The sequence below is a fragment of the Prauserella aidingensis genome (genome assembly GCF_024171865.1).
Taxonomy (GTDB): domain Bacteria; phylum Actinomycetota; class Actinomycetes; order Mycobacteriales; family Pseudonocardiaceae; genus Prauserella; species Prauserella aidingensis.
In genome coordinates this window covers 1-16,875 of the sequence record NZ_JAMTCN010000037.1, presented here as the reverse complement: position 1 = coordinate 16,875, position 16,875 = coordinate 1, and the positions used below count along the sequence as shown (strand labels likewise).

General features: G+C 70.6%; 14 protein-coding genes, 1 rRNA gene and 1 pseudogene. 8 read left to right on the top strand and 8 right to left on the bottom strand.

The features are described from left to right. Nucleotides 1-66: 66 nt before the first annotated feature. Nucleotides 67-1,131: a PA containing protein gene (locus LY13_RS23720; protein ID WP_253830784.1), complete on the bottom strand. Its 1,065-nt coding sequence runs from the start codon at nucleotides 1,129-1,131 to the stop codon at nucleotides 67-69. 275 nt (nucleotides 1,132-1,406) lie between these two features. On the opposite strand from LY13_RS23720, the gene LY13_RS23715 reads away from it, so the two are divergent. From LY13_RS23715 to LY13_RS23705, 3 genes are all read left to right on the top strand, one after another. Further along, on the top strand, nucleotides 1,407-2,501 hold the full coding sequence (locus LY13_RS23715) for an adenosine deaminase (protein WP_253830783.1): 1,095 nt from the start codon (nucleotides 1,407-1,409) through the stop codon (nucleotides 2,499-2,501). A gap of 172 nt (nucleotides 2,502-2,673) precedes the next feature. Beyond that, nucleotides 2,674-3,303 carry an HAD family hydrolase gene (locus LY13_RS23710; RefSeq protein ID WP_253830782.1) on the top strand — a complete coding sequence of 210 codons (630 nt, stop codon included), beginning with the start codon at nucleotides 2,674-2,676 and terminating at the stop codon, nucleotides 3,301-3,303. A 53-nt stretch (nucleotides 3,304-3,356) separates the two neighbouring features. After that, nucleotides 3,357-4,688 carry an MFS transporter gene (locus LY13_RS23705; protein ID WP_253830781.1) on the top strand — a complete coding sequence of 444 codons (1,332 nt, stop codon included), beginning with the start codon at nucleotides 3,357-3,359 and terminating at the stop codon, nucleotides 4,686-4,688. 81 nt (nucleotides 4,689-4,769) lie between these two features. On the opposite strand, the gene LY13_RS23700 is transcribed toward LY13_RS23705, so the two are convergent. Next, nucleotides 4,770-6,035, bottom strand: coding sequence for a SatS C-terminal domain-containing protein (locus LY13_RS23700; protein ID WP_253830780.1), 1,266 nt, complete (start codon nucleotides 6,033-6,035; stop codon nucleotides 4,770-4,772). A 146-nt stretch (nucleotides 6,036-6,181) separates the two neighbouring features. Here LY13_RS23700 and LY13_RS23695 point away from each other — a divergent pair, with 146 nt between their 5' ends. Further along, nucleotides 6,182-8,704 carry a DEAD/DEAH box helicase gene (locus tag LY13_RS23695; RefSeq protein ID WP_253830779.1) on the top strand — a complete coding sequence of 841 codons (2,523 nt, stop codon included), beginning with the start codon at nucleotides 6,182-6,184 and terminating at the stop codon, nucleotides 8,702-8,704. Nucleotides 8,705-8,992: 288 nt separating this feature from the next. Here LY13_RS23695 and LY13_RS26080 read toward each other — a convergent pair whose 3' ends face one another. Further along, complete coding sequence (locus tag LY13_RS26080) at nucleotides 8,993-9,361, bottom strand: LysR substrate-binding domain-containing protein (RefSeq protein ID WP_308216387.1); 369 nt, start codon at nucleotides 9,359-9,361, stop codon at nucleotides 8,993-8,995. A gap of 107 nt (nucleotides 9,362-9,468) precedes the next feature. Beyond that, nucleotides 9,469-9,813, bottom strand: a pseudogene (locus LY13_RS26075) (LysR family transcriptional regulator); the annotation flags it as partial. A 124-nt stretch (nucleotides 9,814-9,937) separates the two neighbouring features. Between LY13_RS26075 and LY13_RS23685 the strand changes: the two are divergent. Both LY13_RS23685 and LY13_RS23680 read left to right on the top strand, forming a co-directional pair. Then, a complete protein-coding gene (locus tag LY13_RS23685) occupies nucleotides 9,938-10,954 on the top strand; it encodes an EamA family transporter (protein WP_253830778.1) in 1,017 nt (338 codons plus the stop codon). Continuing rightward, nucleotides 10,951-11,586, top strand: coding sequence for an NAD(P)-dependent oxidoreductase (locus LY13_RS23680; protein WP_253830777.1), 636 nt, complete (start codon nucleotides 10,951-10,953; stop codon nucleotides 11,584-11,586). The genes LY13_RS23685 and LY13_RS23680 overlap by 4 nt, the downstream gene beginning before the upstream one ends. Before the next feature lie 7 nt (nucleotides 11,587-11,593). Here the strand turns inward: LY13_RS23680 and LY13_RS23675 are convergent, their stop codons facing one another. The 4 genes from LY13_RS23675 to LY13_RS23660 form a co-directional block, all read right to left on the bottom strand. Then, nucleotides 11,594-12,460: an aldehyde dehydrogenase family protein gene (locus LY13_RS23675; RefSeq protein WP_253830776.1), complete on the bottom strand. Its 867-nt coding sequence runs from the start codon at nucleotides 12,458-12,460 to the stop codon at nucleotides 11,594-11,596. Then, nucleotides 12,453-13,886 (bottom strand): aldehyde dehydrogenase family protein, encoded by a 1,434-nt coding sequence (locus LY13_RS23670; RefSeq protein ID WP_253830775.1) that lies wholly within the window; start codon nucleotides 13,884-13,886, stop codon nucleotides 12,453-12,455. The genes LY13_RS23675 and LY13_RS23670 overlap by 8 nt, the downstream gene beginning before the upstream one ends. Before the next feature lie 4 nt (nucleotides 13,887-13,890). After that, nucleotides 13,891-14,844: a deoxyribose-phosphate aldolase gene (gene deoC, locus LY13_RS23665; protein ID WP_253830773.1), complete on the bottom strand. Its 954-nt coding sequence runs from the start codon at nucleotides 14,842-14,844 to the stop codon at nucleotides 13,891-13,893. 72 nt (nucleotides 14,845-14,916) lie between these two features. After that, nucleotides 14,917-15,609 (bottom strand): DUF1707 SHOCT-like domain-containing protein, encoded by a 693-nt coding sequence (locus LY13_RS23660; RefSeq protein ID WP_253830771.1) that lies wholly within the window; start codon nucleotides 15,607-15,609, stop codon nucleotides 14,917-14,919. 82 nt (nucleotides 15,610-15,691) lie between these two features. On the opposite strand from LY13_RS23660, the gene upp reads away from it, so the two are divergent. Further along, nucleotides 15,692-16,315, top strand: a complete 624-nt coding sequence (upp, locus tag LY13_RS23655; protein WP_253830770.1) for a uracil phosphoribosyltransferase — start codon at nucleotides 15,692-15,694, stop codon at nucleotides 16,313-16,315. 395 nt (nucleotides 16,316-16,710) lie between these two features. Beyond that, nucleotides 16,711-16,875: ribosomal RNA gene (locus tag LY13_RS23650) — 16S ribosomal RNA — on the top strand; the annotation flags it as partial.

Below are 16,875 nucleotides of genomic sequence, written 5' to 3'. Positions count from 1 at the left end.
CAGCGAAAAGCCCCGGGACACCTCGACCAGGTGTCCCGGGGCTTCGTCGCGCTGTGGCGCTGCGGCTCAGTCCTCGGCGTCGGCGTCGGCCGAGCCGTTGTTCTTGGCCTTGGCGTCGGCCTTCTGCCGGTTCCCGCCGTTGCGGCGGCGCGGCTGCCGCGGCGCGGGCGGCTGCACCGCCACGGTCTGCTGCGCCGGCCCGCCACCGCCGCCGCCGAGCATCAGCTCCGCGAACGTGGCCATCGCCTCGTCCAGCTGACCGCCGATGCGCCGCACCGACTCCTCGTGGTTCTTCTGCACGACGGCCTCGACGTCGTCGGACTCGGGCTGCTTCGACAGCGTGCCCTCGACACCCGCGAAGCCGGACCGCACCGACCCGTCCAGGTCGCCCAGCCGCCCGGTGAGGTCGTCCTCGACCTTGTCGACCCGCGTGCCCAGGTCGTCGAGCTTGCTCGTGACCTGCTCGAGCTTGTCGGTGACCTTCTCGAGCCGCGCGGTCGGGTCGATCGTCTCGGCCGCCTCGGTGACCGAGGTCTTCACCGCGTCGGTGGAGGTGCTGAGCCGCTCCTTGGCGTCGGTGTCGAGCCGCTCGACGCGCTCCTTGAGCCCGCTCTCCATGGTGTCGATGCGCTCGCGCACCGGGTTGCCGACCGTCTGCGGCATGGCCTCGAGCTTGTCGTCCTGCTTGTCGAGGTGCCCGCCGAGCTCGTCGATGCGGCGGTGGATGTTCTCGAGCTTGTCCTCGAGCCCGTCCATCCGGCCCGCGACCGCCTCGAACTTGGCGGCCATGCTGTCGAGCCGCCCGTCCAGCTGCGCGAACGGCTTCGCGAGCTTGTCGACGACCGCCTCGATGTTCTTGCCCAGCTCGGCGATCGCGTTGTCCTGCGCCTCCATGCGGGTCATCGCCTCGTCGAGGCGCTCCGCGAGGACGCCGACCTCGGTGCGGTCGGGCAGCTCGCCGAGCCGTTTGCGCACCGCGCCGAGGGAGTCGATCGGGGCGAGCCGGGCGTAGATGTCGTCCAGCGCGTCGAAGATCTGCTGCTGTTCGCTCTCTCGGACCTCGGCCGCGCGCACCAGCATGTTGCGCATCCGGTCGAAGGACGGAGCTGCGAGTTGGTTGTCAGTCGTCACTGCGAGTCCTTCATCGGCGGGGAAAGGATGGGACGTGATCGGCAGCCTATCCACTCCGGAAATGGGGCGGCCAGTGCCCCCGGGAAATTGTGTGTGACGGCTGTGGCATAGGACGGCATACGGCGGGCCGCGACCGCCGGAATAACGAACGGGTCAACATATTGCCCGCCCGTCTTGCCGCCCGGCCCGCCTGCGCGTCCCCGATCCCGGCCGTCCGTACGGAGTCACCGGCGTGGAGCAGGACGCCGAGGGGGCGAGGCGAGTAGTGTCAGTACATGGACACCACAAGTGCCCCGACTCGGGAACAACTACGTCAGGCCCCCAAGGTCCTGCTTCACGACCACCTCGACGGCGGATTGCGTCCCCGCACGGTCGTCGAGCTGGCCGACAGCACCGGTTACGACGGGCTGCCGACCACCGACGTCGACGAACTCGGCCGCTGGTTCGCCGACGCGGCGGACTCCGGTTCGCTGGAGAAGTACCTGGAGACGTTCGCCCACACCTGCGGCGTCATGCAGACCGAGGACGCGCTGGCCAGGGTCGCCGCCGAGGCGGTCGAGGACCTGGCCGACGACGGCGTCGTCTACGCCGAACTGCGCTACGCCCCCGAACTGTTCGTCGAACGCGGATTGTCACTCGATGCGGTGGTCAAGGCCGTCTCGGACGGCGTCACGGAGGGTGAACGGAAGGCGAAGGCCAAGGGTCACGGCATCCTGGCCCGGCAGCTGCTGTGCGCGATGCGCCAGCACGCGCGCGCATCCGAGATCGCCGAGCTGACCGTCCGGCACCGCGACACCGGCGTGGCCGGTTTCGACATCGCCGGACCGGAGGCGGGATATCCCCCGACGCGAAATCTCGACGCATTCGAGTACATGCGTTCCAACAATGGTCATTTCACCATTCACGCGGGTGAGGCTTTCGGGCTCGCCTCCATTTGGGAGGCGATTCAGCATTGCGGCGCGGAAAGGCTCGGGCACGGCGTTCGGATCGCCGACGACCTGAAGATTTCCGCCGACGGCGAGGTGCAATTGGGCAGGCTCGCCTCGTTCGTTCGTGACACGCGCATCCCGCTCGAACTGTGCCCGTCGTCGAACGTCCAGACCGGTGCTGCGCCGTCGATCGCGGAGCACCCGTTCGGTCTGCTCGCGAAGCTGCGTTTCCGGGTCACGGTCAACACCGACAACCGGTTGATGAGCGGCTGCTCCATGTCGTCGGAGTTCGCGGCTCTGGTCGATGCCTTCGGCTACGACTGGGCCGATCTCCAGTGGTTCACGATCAACGCGATGAAATCCGCGTTCCTGGATTTCGACCAGCGGCTCGACGTGATCAACAACGTCATCAAGCCGGGATACGCCGAGTTGATGTCCTGAGCGACGCGACAGGGGCCCGGATGCCCGCATCGCGACCGGCCGCCACGGGCGGTGCACCGGTCGCGCGGGCATCGGCCCCGGGGCGCGCCGCCGTCCCGGGCGGCACGCGCGTCTCACGGTCGGCGGAAACTCGTTCGGGTCCCCGCGGCCCCGGCGGCTACAGTGCGTCGCGATGACGCGACTGCACTTGTTCGACATGGACGGCACCCTCATCCACGACTCGGCCGCGGCGATCGAACTGTCGAAGCAGATCGGCGTCGAGGGGGAGATCGTCGAGCTGGAACGGGCCTTCGCCGACGGGCTGCTGACCACCGGCGAGTTCGCGCGGCGTGCACAGGCGCTGTGGGGCGAGCTCACCGAGGCGCACGTCGCCGCGGCGTTCGACGGCGCGCCGTGGCTGGACGGCATCCGCGAGACGTGGGCCGACATCCGGGCGCGCGGCGAGCACTGCGCCGTCATCTCGATCTCGCCGAGCTTCTTCGTCGAACGGCTGGTGCCCTGGGGAGCGCACGCAGCACACGGCTCGCCGTGGCCCGCGGTGCCGTTCGCCGAACCCGTCGATCCGGCGCTCATCCATACGCCCGATTCCAAGGTGCGCATCGCCGACGAGCTGTGCGCGGCGTTCGGCGTGACCCGCGCCGACTGCGTGGCCTACGGCGACTCGTCGTCCGACGTCGCCCTGTTCGGTGCCGTGCCGGTCTCGGTGGCCGTCAACGCCGACCACCACGTCGGCGACCTCGCCACCCACGCCTACAGCGGCCGTGATCTCCGTGAGGCCCATTCGCTCGCTTGTGACGGTTAGCCACGCGAACTAAAGTCCACCATTCAGGATCGTCGTCTTGAATGGTGGGAGCAATGACGCGGACGGGGCCTCCGGGCCGCGGTGAGGGCCAAGGCCCCGGCGACGGCGGTGACGCCGGCCGCCCGGACGCCTCCGGCGGCGGTCCCGACGGCACGTCGCGGGGGAGCGGTGACGTCGCCGTCGAGTCCGCCGACGGTCACGGGGGACGTCGATCCCGCTGGTTCCGGTGGCGGATCCTCGCGCTCGGCCTGGGCGCCCAGACCGCGAGCTGCGCGTTCCTGTTCGGCATCCCGTTCCTCGTCCCGGCGATGCAACGGGCGGAGAACCTCACGCTCAGCCAGGCGGGCACGGTGGTCGTCGCACCGAGCATCGGATTGCTGCTCACGCTGATCCTGTGGGGCGCGGCCGCCGACCGCTACGGCGAACGCCTCGTCATGGCGCTCGGCCTCGGCGCCTCCGGACTGCTCCTGCTCGTCGCGGGCCTCACCGGCCCGTCGCTGCCCGCGCTGTTCGCCCTGCTCGTCGCCGCGGGAGCGTGCACGGCGTCGGTCAACGCCGCCAGCGGCCGCGTCGTCATGGGCTGGTTCTCGGCCGCCGAACGCGGCGTCGCCATGGGTATCCGGCAGACCGCGCAGCCGCTCGGCGTCGGCGTCGCCGCGCTGGCGCTGCCGCTGCTGGCCGAACACGCCGGGTACCGCGGCGCGATGCTGCTGCCCGCCGCGCTGGCGCTGACCGTTGCGCTGCTGGTGGCGTGGTTCGTGGTCGACCCGCCGCGGCCGGAATCCGACGGAGACGGCGGCAGCCCCCACCGCGACCGGTCTCCGTATCGCGGCACGACACTGTGGCGGGTGCACGGCTCCAGCGCGTTGCTGGTCGTCCCGCAGTTCGCGGTGTCGGCGTTCGCGCCCGTGTACCTGGTGACGATGCACGACTGGAGCGCGCTCGCCGCGGGCGCGTTCCTCGCCGTGCTGCAGGGCCTCGGCGCGCTGGGCAGGCTCGCGGCCGGGTACTGGTCCGACCGGGTCCGCAGCAGGCTCCGTCCGATGCGGACACTGGCCGTGGCGAGCGCGCTGGTGATGCTGCTGCTGGCGGGCGGCGACGCGACGTGGTCGTGGCTGGCGGTCGGCGCCCTGACCCTGGCGGCCGTCATCACCGTCAGCGACAACGGACTCGGCTTCACCGCGTCGGCCGAACTCGCCGGGATCAGCTGGGCGGGCCGTGCGATGGGGGTGCAGAACACGACGCAGAACCTCGCCGCCGTGCTGACCCCGCCGCTGCTCGGCCTCGTGATCGGCGACACCCGCTACGCACTGGCGTTCTGCGTCGCGGCGCTCTTCCCCGTGCTGGCCGTCTGGCTCACCCCGGTGCGCAGCGAACGCTGGTGAACACCGCGCCCGTGCCGGCGTCACGTGCTGGAGACGAATCGCGGGGTGACGACCTCTGCGGACATGTGGGCCGCGTCGGCGTCAGTTGACGTGGAGGCGGTCCTCGAAGACGTCGACCAGGCCGCGCCAGGTCTTCTGCTCGTCGTCGAACGGGCCGCTCGGCGCCAACCGCGTGGGGTCGGGCTTGAGGATGTAGGACACGAGCCAGCCGAGCCGCTCCGACGTCGCGAGCGCCTCGCCCACACTGTCGTCGCCGGACCAGTCCGCGGCGTCGGTGAGCAGTTCGACGGCCAGTTCGAGCTGGTTGGGGTCGACCGCGTCGGGCCCTTCACCGAGGTCGGAGTCCAGCGATGCCAGCACGTAGGTGTTGGCCGCCTCGACCTCGACCTCGAGTTCGCCCGCGGTCGCCGCCGTCAGCACCTCGTCCCACGTGGACACGTCGGCGAGCTCGTTGTCGGCCAGATCGCCCGGCTCGGCGAGCCTGCGGGCCAGCGCCTTCGGGGAGGTGAAGACCTCGATGGTGCCGTTCGAGCCGAGGAACACCGGGTCGTCGTCGAGGTAGCACCGCAGCGTGTAGTACTCGCTGCTCGAGGTGACGATCTTGATCGGGTCGATGCCGACCTCGCCCCAGAAGCCGAGTTCTTCCTCGGTGTCGCCGGTGTCCTCGTCCTCGGAGTCCGAACCGCCGACGGAGTCGATCTCCTCGTTCTCGGCGTCCACGCCCGCCCCGGACTCGGCCGACTCCTCGTGGAACGCGGCGAGCTCCTCGGCCGTGGTCTCGAGCGTGGCGGCGTCGACGTCGGGCACGGTCACGAGGTCGTCCACCGCGTCGAGGATCGTGTCCCACTTCTCGGACACCGTCTCCGACAGGTCGGTCCACAGCTTGCCGCCCTCGCGGCCGCTGAACGGGAGCGTCCCCTGGTCGAGCAGCGAGAAGCCCTCGCAGCTGTCGAGGACCTCGTGCACGTCGTCGAGCTCGCACACGTCGGCCAGCGAGCGCACGATGCCGACGATCTCGGCCAGCTCGGACAGCGTCCACGAGTCGGGCGTCTCGGCGACCATCTCCGGCACGCCGACCAGGTCGTACGAGTGGTCGTCGTCCGGGATCAGCTCGGGCGCGTTCAGCGCGGGCACGGTGTGCCACGCCGGGTGGTCGACCAGATCGTGCTGCTCGGCCGTGCGCACGTAGGCGGCGAGGTGTGCAGCGTCGGGGAAGGCGTACAGGTCCTCCTCATCGCCGAGGAAGGCTTCCCACTCCTCGCCGTCCTCCCGCCAGCGCGGGGCCCACAGGGTGACGAGGTCGCCCTGCGGCAGCCCGAGTTCGATCGGGATGATGTCCTGTGCCATTACTTCCTCCGCCACACACCTGATACGCCCAGCTCGGCAGGGTGATTCACTCAGCCGGGGCGCGCCCTCGAAGCGTACGGGTTCCTCCCGGTTCCCGCGATCACCCCTCACCGGCCGAAAGTCGCGATGACACCATCTAGGTCACGATGACTGACTCCCTTGCCGACCTGGTACCCGGCGACTCCGACCCGGACACGCTGTTCGACGCGTTCTCCACCTGGACTCTCGAACGCGGCATCGAGCTGTATCCCGCCCAGGAGGAAGCCCTGATCGAGGCGGTCTCGGGCGCGAACGTCATCCTGTCCACGCCGACGGGCTCGGGCAAGAGCCTGGTCGCGGTGGGGGCCCACTTCGCGGCGCTCGCCGACGGCCGCCGGAGCTACTACACGGCGCCGATCAAGGCCCTGGTGTCCGAGAAGTTCTTCTCGCTCGTCGAGACCTTCGGTGCGGACAACGTCGGGATGGTCACCGGCGACTCGTCGGTCAACCCGGACGCCCCGATCATCTGCTGCACCGCGGAGATCCTCGCCAACATCGCGCTGCGCGACGGCGCGGACGCCGACGTCGGCCAGGTCGTCGCCGACGAGTTCCACTTCTACTCCGAACCGGACCGCGGCTGGGCCTGGCAGGTGCCGCTGATCGAACTGCCCCAGGCACAGTTCGTGCTCATGTCGGCCACGCTGGGCGACGTCTCGTTCTTCGAGAAGGACCTGACGCGGCGCACCGGCCGGTCGACCGCCGTGGTCACCTCGGCCGAACGTCCCGTGCCCCTGACGTTCCGCTACGCGATGACACCGATGCACGAGACCGTCACCGAGCTGCTGTCCGGGGGACAGGCGCCGATCTACATCGTGCACTTCTCGCAGGCGGCGGCCGTGGAGAGTGCGCAGGCGCTGGTGAGCATCAACGTCACGACGCGGGCGGAGAAGGACGCCATCGCCGAGGCCATCGGCGACTTCCGGTTCTCGGCCGGGTTCGGCAAGACGCTCTCGCGGCTCGTGCGCGCGGGCATCGGGGTGCACCACGCGGGAATGCTGCCGAAGTACCGGCGGCTGGTCGAACAGCTCGCGCAGGCAGGCCTGCTGAAGCTGATCTGCGGCACGGACACGCTCGGCGTCGGCATCAACGTGCCCATCCGCACCGTGGTGCTGTCGGCGCTCACGAAGTTCGACGGCACCCGCCAGCGGCACCTGAAGGCACGCGAGTTCCACCAGATCGCGGGCCGCGCGGGCCGGGCGGGCTACGACACCGACGGTTACGTCGTGGTGCAGGCGCCCGACCACGTCATCGAGAACGCCAAGGCCCTCGAGAAGGCGGGCGACGACGCCAAGAAGAAGCGCAAGATCACGCGCAAGAAGGCGCCGGAGGGCTTCGTCAACTGGACCGAGACGACGTTCGAGAAGCTCATCGCCGCCGAGCCGGAACCGTTGACGTCGAGTTTCACGGTGACGCACTCGATGCTGCTCAACGTCATCTCGCGCCCCGGCGACGCGTTCGCCCACATGCGCCGTCTACTCACCGACAACCACGAGGACCGTGCCGCGCAGCGCAGGCACATCCTGCGGGCGATCGCGATCTTCCGCGCGTTGCTGGCGGCGGGCGTCGTCGAACGGCTCGACGAGCCCGACGCCGACGGCCGCCGCGTGCGGCTGACCGTGGACCTGCAGTTCGACTTCGCCCTGAACCAGCCGCTGTCGCCGCTCGCGCTCGCCGCGATCGACCTGCTCGACCCGGAATCGCCCAGTTACGCGCTCGACGTCGTGTCCATCATCGAGTCCACGGTGGACGATCCGAAGCAGATCCTGTCGCAGCAACGGTTCAAGGCGCGCGGCGAGGCGGTCGCGGAGATGAAGGCCGAGGGGATCGAGTACGACGAGCGCATGGAGCTGCTCGAGGAGATCGACTACCCGAAGCCGCTGGCCGAACTGCTCGAGGCCGCGTACGCGACGTACCGGCAGGGACACCCGTGGGTCGCCGACTACGAACTCTCGCCCAAGTCGGTCGTGCGCGACATGTACGAGCGGGCCATGAACTTCGTCGAGTACATCGGGCACTACAACCTCGCTCGCTCCGAGGGTGTGCTGCTGCGGTACCTCGCCGACGCCTACGACACGCTGCGCCGCACCGTGCCCGACGACGCGAAGACCGAACCGCTGAGCGACCTCATCGAATGGCTCGGCGAACTCGTGCGCCAGGTCGACTCGAGCCTGCTGGACGAATGGGAGGCGCTGCGGCACCCGGACGAGGAGATCGCCGCGACCCACCCGGAGCGGGCGCTGCCCGAGGGGCCGCCGCCGGTGACGCGCAACGAGCGCGCGTTCCGCGTGCTCGTGCGCAACGAGATGTTCCGCCGGGTCGAACTCGCCGCCCGCGAGGCCTACGACGAGCTCGGCGAACTCGACGACGACTGGGACGCCGACGACTGGGCCGACGCGCTCGACGAGTACTTCGAGGAGTACGAGGAGATCCGCACCGGCCCGGACGCCCGCGGGCCCGCGATGCTGATCATCGACCAGCAACCGGGGATCTGGAAGGTGCGGCAGATCTTCGACGACCCCGAGGGCGACCGCGACTGGGGCATCAGCGCCGAGGTCGACCTCGACGCCTCCGACGACGCAGGCGCCCCGGTGATCCGCCTCACCGACGTGGGCCCCCTCCCCACCGCCTGATCACCCTCCGGGCCCCGTGTCGCCCCCTCCCGTCACCCGACCGCCACCCCTCATCGACGCGCTGCCGCGCCGCTGTGCTCGAAGGGACCGTGTTGCGGTTCCAGGGGGTCGTGTTGCGGTTCCAGGGGGTCGTGTTGTGGATTCGGGGGATCGTGTTGCGGATTCGGGGGGTCGTGTTGTGCCCGCCCGTCGCCCAACCACCGCCCCCACGGGCGCGCTGTCGCGCGGCTGTGCTCGCCGGTCACCCAACCACCGCCCCGCAAGGGCCCGACCACGACCAGGACCGGATCATTCGGGTGCGGCATCGTCCAGCTCCGCGAGGAACGCCGTCGCCGCAGGTGTGGGGTTGAAGTCGTTCCACATCAGATACTCGGTCCGCTGCGGGCCGTCGACGACCGGCACGGTCGACAGCTCCGCAGGCTCGGGAACGACGCCTGCGGGCAGGAGCGCCACGGCGAGGCCGTTGCCGACGAGGTCGAGGATCAGCGCCGCATCCATCGCCTCGAACGCGACCCGACGGGTCAGGTCGGCGGCGGCGAACGCGTTGTCGCTCTGGGTGCGGCCCGGACTCCTGGCAGGGAAGTCGGCGAACGGTTCGTCGGCCAGGTCCCGGAGGTGGACGCGGCGCCGGTCGGCGAGCCGGTGGTCGCGGGGCACGACCGCGACGAGGCGTTCCCGGGCGAGCCGCCGCGGGGCTCGGTCGTGTCCGGCAGCCCGAGGAAGGCGACGTCGATCTCGCCCGCGCGGACGGCCGCGGCGAGGTCGTCGCTGTTGCCGGTGCGCGAGGTCACGCCGACGTGCGGGTGCCTGCCGCAGAAGCGCCGGAGCACGCCGGGAAGGTCGACGGCGGTGAGCGTCGGGATGGTGCCGATCGTCACCTGCCCGCGCACCTCACCCGTGGCGGCCGCGGCCTCCTGAGCGGCGCGGTCCGCGGATTCGAGTGCCGCCCGTGCGCCCGGGAGGAATGCGGCGCCCGCCTCGGTGAGTTCGACGCGTCGGCTGGTGCGCGCGAACAGCCGAACGCCCAACTCGCCCTCCAGTGCTTTGACCTGGTGACTCAGGGACGACTGGACGACGAAACAGCGTTGTGCGGCGCGGGTGAAGCTCATGGTGTCGGCCACGGCGAGGACGTACCGCAGCTGCTGCAGTTCCATCGATCCATGGTCACACGCGATCGCTGGCATGCAAACGATGTGTTGGACTCATCGATACCGGCGGGTCGATGCTGAACGGGTGAAGACCGCAGCACCCACCGCAGCAACATCCTCCGCGGCGACCGGCCGCGTGACGCTCACCGCACTGACCGCGCTCGCTCCCGCCGTGTGGGGAACGACGTATGTCGTGACCACGGAGCTCCTGCCGCCGGGGCATCCGCTGTTCGCGGCGCTCGTCCGGGCGTTGCCCGCGGGACTGGCGGCGTTGCTCCTCACTCGCGTGGTCCCGCGCGGACCGTGGCTGTGGAAGGCGGCCGTCCTCGGCACCCTCAACATCGGCGCGTTCTTCCCGCTGCTGTTCGTCGCGGCCGAGCGGCTGCCCGGCGGGGTCGCCGCCACCCTGAACGCGACCCAGCCGATCGTCGTGGCGGTCGCGGCGGTGGGGGTGCTGGGCGAACGACTGTCCGGCAGGCGCATCGGCTGGGGCGCCGTGGGGGTGGCCGGGGTCGCGCTCGTCGTGCTCGGCCCGGAGGCCGCGATGGACCCGCTCGGGCTCGCGGCGGGCATCGGCGGCGCCGTGACGATGGCGCTCGGCGTCACGCTGACGAAACGCTGGGGTCGCCCGGACGGGGTGAGCGCCCCTGCCTTCGCCGGCTGGCAGCTGACCGCAGGCGGCTGCGTCCTGCTCGTGCCCACGCTGCTGATCGACGGCGTGCCCGCTCGGGTCGACGGAGCGGCGCTGGCCGGGTACGCGTGGCTCGGCATCGTCGGTGGACTGCTGGCCTACACCCTGTGGTTCAACGGGCTGCGCAGCCTGCCCGCGACCGCCACCGCGCTGCTCGGCCTGTTGTCCCCGCTGGTGGCGGCCGCGCTCGGTGCGCTGCTGCTGGGCGAGAACCTCGGGATCGTGCAACTCGCGGGCTTCGCACTGGCGCTGACGGCGATGGTCGCGGGGCAACTCGGACCCGCCGAGCAGCCACGGAGGCCGTCCCGACCCTCCGGAACACCACCCACAGCGCAGGCCACCGCGCCGTCGCGACCGTCCTCCCCGGACCGCCCATCGACCGACGACACCGTACTGCGAGGAACCCCGTGAACCTGACGATCATCGGTGCGACCGGCATGGTCGGCACCCGGCTCACCGCCGAAGCACTGCACCGCGGACACCCCGTCACGGCCGCCTCCCGCGAGCCGCGGCAGGCGGGGCGGAACGGGGTGTCGACCGTCGCGGTCGACGTGGGCACCGGCCGCAGCCTCGACACCGCCGTCGCGGGCGCCGACGCCGTCGTGCTGACCGTCCGCGCGGGGGCGGGCCACGAGGACCGGCTCGCCGCTGCCACGACCCGCGTGCTCGACGCCGCCGCGGCCGCGCGTGCGCCGCTGCTGGTCGTCGGTGGTGCCGGGCCGCTGCGGTCGCCCGGCGACCCGGCGTGGCTGGTGGCCGACGCCCCGGCGTACGTGCCCGAGGAGTGGCGCGGCCTCGCCGCCGCGAGCACCGCACAGCTGCACGCCTGCCGGGCTCACCCCGCCGCTGCGTGGACGTACCTCAGTCCGCCCGCGATCCTCGAACCCGGCGTACGCACCGGCCGCTACCGGCGCGGCACGACCACCCTGCTCACCGGGAGCGACGGGACGTCCCGCATCAGCGTCGAGGACCTCGCTGTCGCCGCGCTCGACGAGCTCGAGAATCCGGGCATCGACCGGCACGTCACCGTCGCAGCCCCGTAGTGGCGCCTCAGGTGCCCTTGGGGTGCCAGACGGTCTTGGCCTCGAGGTAGCGCCGCAGGCGGGAGATGTCGGGGCGGCGGGTCCAGTCGGGATCGTCGCCCGGCACCGTCAGTACCCGCTTCACGGTGCCCGACGCCTGTTGTGCGATGTCGACGCGCGACTCGGCGCTCGCGCCGGTCGGGTCGACCGCGTTGACGTCGGCGTGCGAGGCGAGCCACGGCCCGAGTTCGTCGGCGCGGCCGGTCAGCACGTTCACCACCCCGCCGGGCACATCGGAGGTCGCCAGCACCTCGGACAGTGTGATCGCGGGCAGCGGCCGGTCGGCGCTGCTCACCACGACCGCGGTGCAGCCCGTCGCCACGACGGGTGCGAGCACGCTCACCAGTCCGAGCAGGGACGACGACTGCGGCGCCAGCACCCCGACGACCCCGGTCGGCTCCGGAACCGTGAACGAGAAGTACGGCCCGGCGACGGGGTTCGCCGCGCCCAGCACGCTGGCGATCTTGTCGGTCCACCCGGCGTACCACACCCACCTGTCGACGGCCGCGTCCACAGTGGACATGGCTTCCGCGGTGGGCACGCCTTCGCACGCCGCGACCTCGGCGGCGAACTGTTCCCGCCTGCCCTCGAGCATTTCGGCGACGCGGTACAACACCTGCCCGCGGTTGTAGGCGGTCGCGCCCGACCATCCGCCGAACGCCTTCCGCGCGGCCGACACCGCGTCACGCACGTCCTTGCGCGAGGCGTGCGAGGCGTTGGCGAGGAACTCGCCCTCGGCGTCGGTCACCGGGTACGTCCGCCCGGACTCGGAACGGGGGAATTTCCCGTCGATGTAGAGCTTGTAGGTCTTCGCGACGCTCAGACGGTCAGACATGCAGGTACGCCTCCAGTCCGGTGCGGCCGCCCTCGCGGCCGAAACCCGACTCCTGGTAGCCGCCGAACGGGGCGGCGGGGTCGAAGCGGTTGAACGTGTTGGCCCAGACCACGCCGGCGCGCATCCGGTCGGCCAGCCACAGGATGCGCGAGCCCTTCTCGGTCCACAGGCCCGCGGACAGGCCGTACGGCGTGTTGTTGGCCTTCGCCACGGCCTCCTCCGGGGTGCGGAACGTCAGCACCGAGAGCACCGGTCCGAAGATCTCCTCGCGCGCGACCCGCATCGACTGCTCGACGCCGGACAGCACGGTGGGGGCGAAGAAGAAACCGCGCTCGGGCAGTGCGCACGGGCTCGTCCAGCGCTCGGCGCCCTCGTCCTCGCCTGCCGCGGTCAGCTCACGGATCTTCGCCAGCTGCTCGGCGGAGTTGATCGCGCCGATGTCGGTGTTCTTGTCGAGCGGGTCGCCGAGCCGCAACGTCGACACCCTCGCGCGCAGCTTGCCCAGCAGCTCCTCGGCCACCGACTCCTGCACCAGCAGGCGCGAACCGGCACAGCAGACGTGTCCCTGGTTGAAGAAGATGCCGTTCACGATGCCCTCGACGGCCTGGTCGAGCGGGGCGTCGTCGAACACGACGTTGGCCGCCTTGCCGCCGAGTTCCAGGGTCAGCCGCTTCGGCGTGCCCGCCACCGCGTACTGGATCTCCTTGCCCACGGCGGTCGACCCGGTGAAGGCGATCTTGTCGATGCCGGGATGGCGCACCAGCAGCGAACCGACGTCGCCCGCACCCGGCACGATGTTCACCACGCCCGCGGGCAGCCCCGCCTGCTGGCAGATCTCGGCGAACACCAGTGCGCTCAACGGCGTGGTCTCGGCGGGCTTGAGCACCACCGTGTTGCCGGTCGCGAGCGCGGGCGCGATCTTCCACGCCAGCATGAGCAGCGGGAAGTTCCACGGGATGATCTGCCCCGCGACACCGAGCGGCTGCGGGTCGGGACCGTAGCCGGCGTAGTCCAGCTTGTCGGCCCAGCCCGCGTGGTAGAAGAAGTGCGCCGCGGCCGTCGGGACGTCCGAGTCGCGCGACTCCTTGATCGGCTTGCCGTTGTCCAGGGTCTCCAGCACGGCGAGTTCGCGTGCGCGTTCCTGGAGCAGCCGGGCGATGCGGAACAGGTACTTGGCGCGCTCGGCGCCCGGCATCGGCCCCCACACCTGCTCGAAGGCGCGCCGCGCGGCTCGCACGGCGGTGTCCACGTCGGACTCCGAGGCGGTGCCGACCTCGGCGAGGGGCTCCTCGGTCGCCGGGTTGATCGACGTGAGTGGCTCGCCGCCGCCGTCGACGAACTCGCCGTCGACGAACGGCCGGTACTTCGGTTGCAGGTTCGCCAGGTCGCGAGACTCCGGCGCGGGCGCGTATTCCCACACGCTCATCGGATCAATCCACCGCCACGTAGTCGGGGCCACTGTAGTGGCCGTCGTGCTGGGTGCGCCGCTGCAGCACCAGGTCGCCGAGCAGGCTGGACGCGCCGAACCGGAACAGTTCCGGGGTGAGCCATTCCTCGCCCGCCACCTCGCGGACGGCGACGAGGTACCGCAGCGCGTCCTTCGTGGACCGGATACCGCCCGCGGGCTTGACCCCGCGCAGCTGCCCGGTCACGTCGTACCAGTCGCGGACGGCCTGCAGCATCACGTGCGTCACCGGCAACGTCGCCGCGGGGGAGACCTTGCCCGTCGACGTCTTGATGAAGTCACCGCCCGCCAGCAGGCCGAGCCACGACGCCCGCCGCACGTTGTCGTACGTCGCCAGTTCGCCGGTCTCCAGGATCACCTTCAGGTGCGCGTCCCCACAGGCCTGCTTGACCGCGCGGATCTCGTCGAACACGTGGCCGTACCGGCCTTCGAGGAACGCGCCCCGGTCGATGACCATGTCGACCTCGGTGGCCCCCGCCTCGACGGCCAGGCGGACGTCCGCCAGCTTCACCTCGCGGCTCGACCGGCCGGACGGAAACGCCGTCGCCACGCTCGCCACGCCGATGCCCGTGCCCGCCAGGGCCTCGACGGCGGTGGCCGCCATGTCCGGGTAGACGCACACGGCCGCGACCGGAGGAGTGTCCGGCCGGTCCGGATCGGGCCTGCGCGCCTTCGCCGCCAGCGAACGCACCTTGCCGCGGGTGTCGGCGCCCTCGAGCGTGGTCAGGTCGACCATGGAGATCGCCGTGTCGATCGCCCAGAGCTTCGCGGCCTTCTTGATGCTGCGGGTGCCGAGGCTCGCGGCCCTGGCCTCCACGCCGACCTGATCGACCCCGGGCAAACCGTGCAGGAACCGGGACAGGCTCGTCTCGTCGCGGGTGGCGTCGGCGAGCACTGCCGGCGAACTAGCTGTTGCCATGCCCGTGAGCGTAGCTGCTGGTGCGGGCCGCCGGGCCCGAGTCGGCGATGCCGGCCTCTCCGCCGGACGCGGCTACTCGAGGCGCTTGTCGCCGCGCCCCTCCACCTTCTTCGTGCGCGGCATCCTGCGCACCTCGACGCCGGCCCAGAAGGCCAGCCCGTTCACGGTCACCACCGGGGCGCCCTCGGGCACCTCGTCCTCGGGCCGGGGGTCCTTCTTGTCGACCCGCTCGAACGCACCCATCACGCCGATCCCGGTCACGCGCACGTGGACGTCGTCCGGGACGGTCACCTCGATCCCGCCCATGATCGCCACCGCGGTGATCGTCACCTCGCGTTCGGCGAACCGCGCCTGCCGCAGGTCGATGTCGACACCACCCCAGAACGCGAAGCTGTTGTGCTGCCGCGGGACGACCCAGCGGCCCTTGCGGTCGGTGCCGGACATGATCGCGATCGACGTCGCCGAACCGGGCGTGCCGCCGATCCGGTTCTCGGGCGTCCGCGGCGACGGTTGCGTGGCAGGCGGCCCGGCCGCGTTCGTCGGGGTGACGGCCCCGGGGATGTCGGTCAGCACCGGTTCGAGTTCGCCCAGCGTCTTGGCCGCGTACACGATGCCGAGGCGCTCCTCGAGCTCGGACATGGTGATCCGGCCGTCACCCATGGCCCGGTGCAGCTGCTGAGCGACCTGCTCCCGGTCGGTGTCGGAGGCGCGCAGCCGGGCCGGTTCGATGCGGTGGGGTTCAGCTGATCCGGACTCGTCGGTCATGGTCGGTCACCTTAGTGGCCCGACCCGCCGCCGGCCGCACTTTCGAGCGGTCCGCGGGGACCTCCTCGTTACGCTGACGCCCATGGACGTCCAAGTCGTCGAACACCCGCTTGCCCGCGCGCGCCTGTCCACCATGCGCGACGCCCGTACCGACAGCGCGGCTTTCCGTGCCGCGCTCCACGAGCTGACGGTGATGCTCGTCTACGAGGCGATGCGGGAGGCACCGCTCGTCACGGACCGCATCCACACTCCGGTCGCCCTCACGGACGGCTACCGGTTGGAGTCGCCGCCGTTGCTCGTCCCCGTGCTGCGGGCGGGACTGGGGATGGCGGACCAGGCCCACAAGCTGATCCCGGACGCGCAGATGGGATTCGTGGGCCTCGCGCGTGACGAGGAGACGCTACAGCCGACGCCGTACATGGAGTCGCTGCCGGAGTCGCTCGCGGGCAGGCCCGTGTTCGTGCTCGACCCGATGCTCGCCACGGGCGGCTCGATGGAGCACACGATCCGCATGTTGACCGAACGCGGCGCCACGGACGTGACGGCGGTGTGCGCGCTCGCCGCGCCCGAAGGTCTGGAACACCTCCGGACGGCCGACCTTCCCGTGCGCGTCGTGACGGCCTCGGTGGACGAGCGGTTGAACGAATCCGGGTTCATCGTGCCGGGCCTCGGCGATGCCGGCGATCGCCAGTACGGGACCGTGTGAGCCTTGATCGACTCCTGACCTGCGATTTCGCAAAAAGGGGACCCCCCTGTTTCAGGGGGTACTCGCGCCGTGTAATGTTCTCTTCGTCGCCAGGGAGACCGGGCAGACGGAAGCCGAAAGGCCAAGTCGGAAGCCCCGGGTTACCAGGCAGGGGAGAGATCCCCAGGGTGGCGCTCTGCCCCGAACTCGGATCTGATAGATTCAAGTGGGGCTCGACGCGGCCCTGACAAAAACCAACTGCGTGTTGTTTGAGAACTCAACAGTGTGTTTGTGAGCTTTGTTTTGTTGCTTTGTGCCCCTTTTTTGGGGTTTCTTTGAGCTAGCGCGTGGCCATGGCTGATGTTGTGTTGGTTGTGGTTGTGTGTTTTTTGCTTGGATGATTTTTCTCTGATGCATTGTTGGAGAGTTTGATCCTGGCTCAGGACGAACGCTGGCGGCGTGCTTAACACATGCAAGTCGTACGCTGAAGCCCGCGCTTGCGTGGGTGGATGAGTGGCGAACGGGTGAGTAACACGTGGGTAATCTGCCTTGTACTCTGGGATAAGCCCGGGAAACTGGGT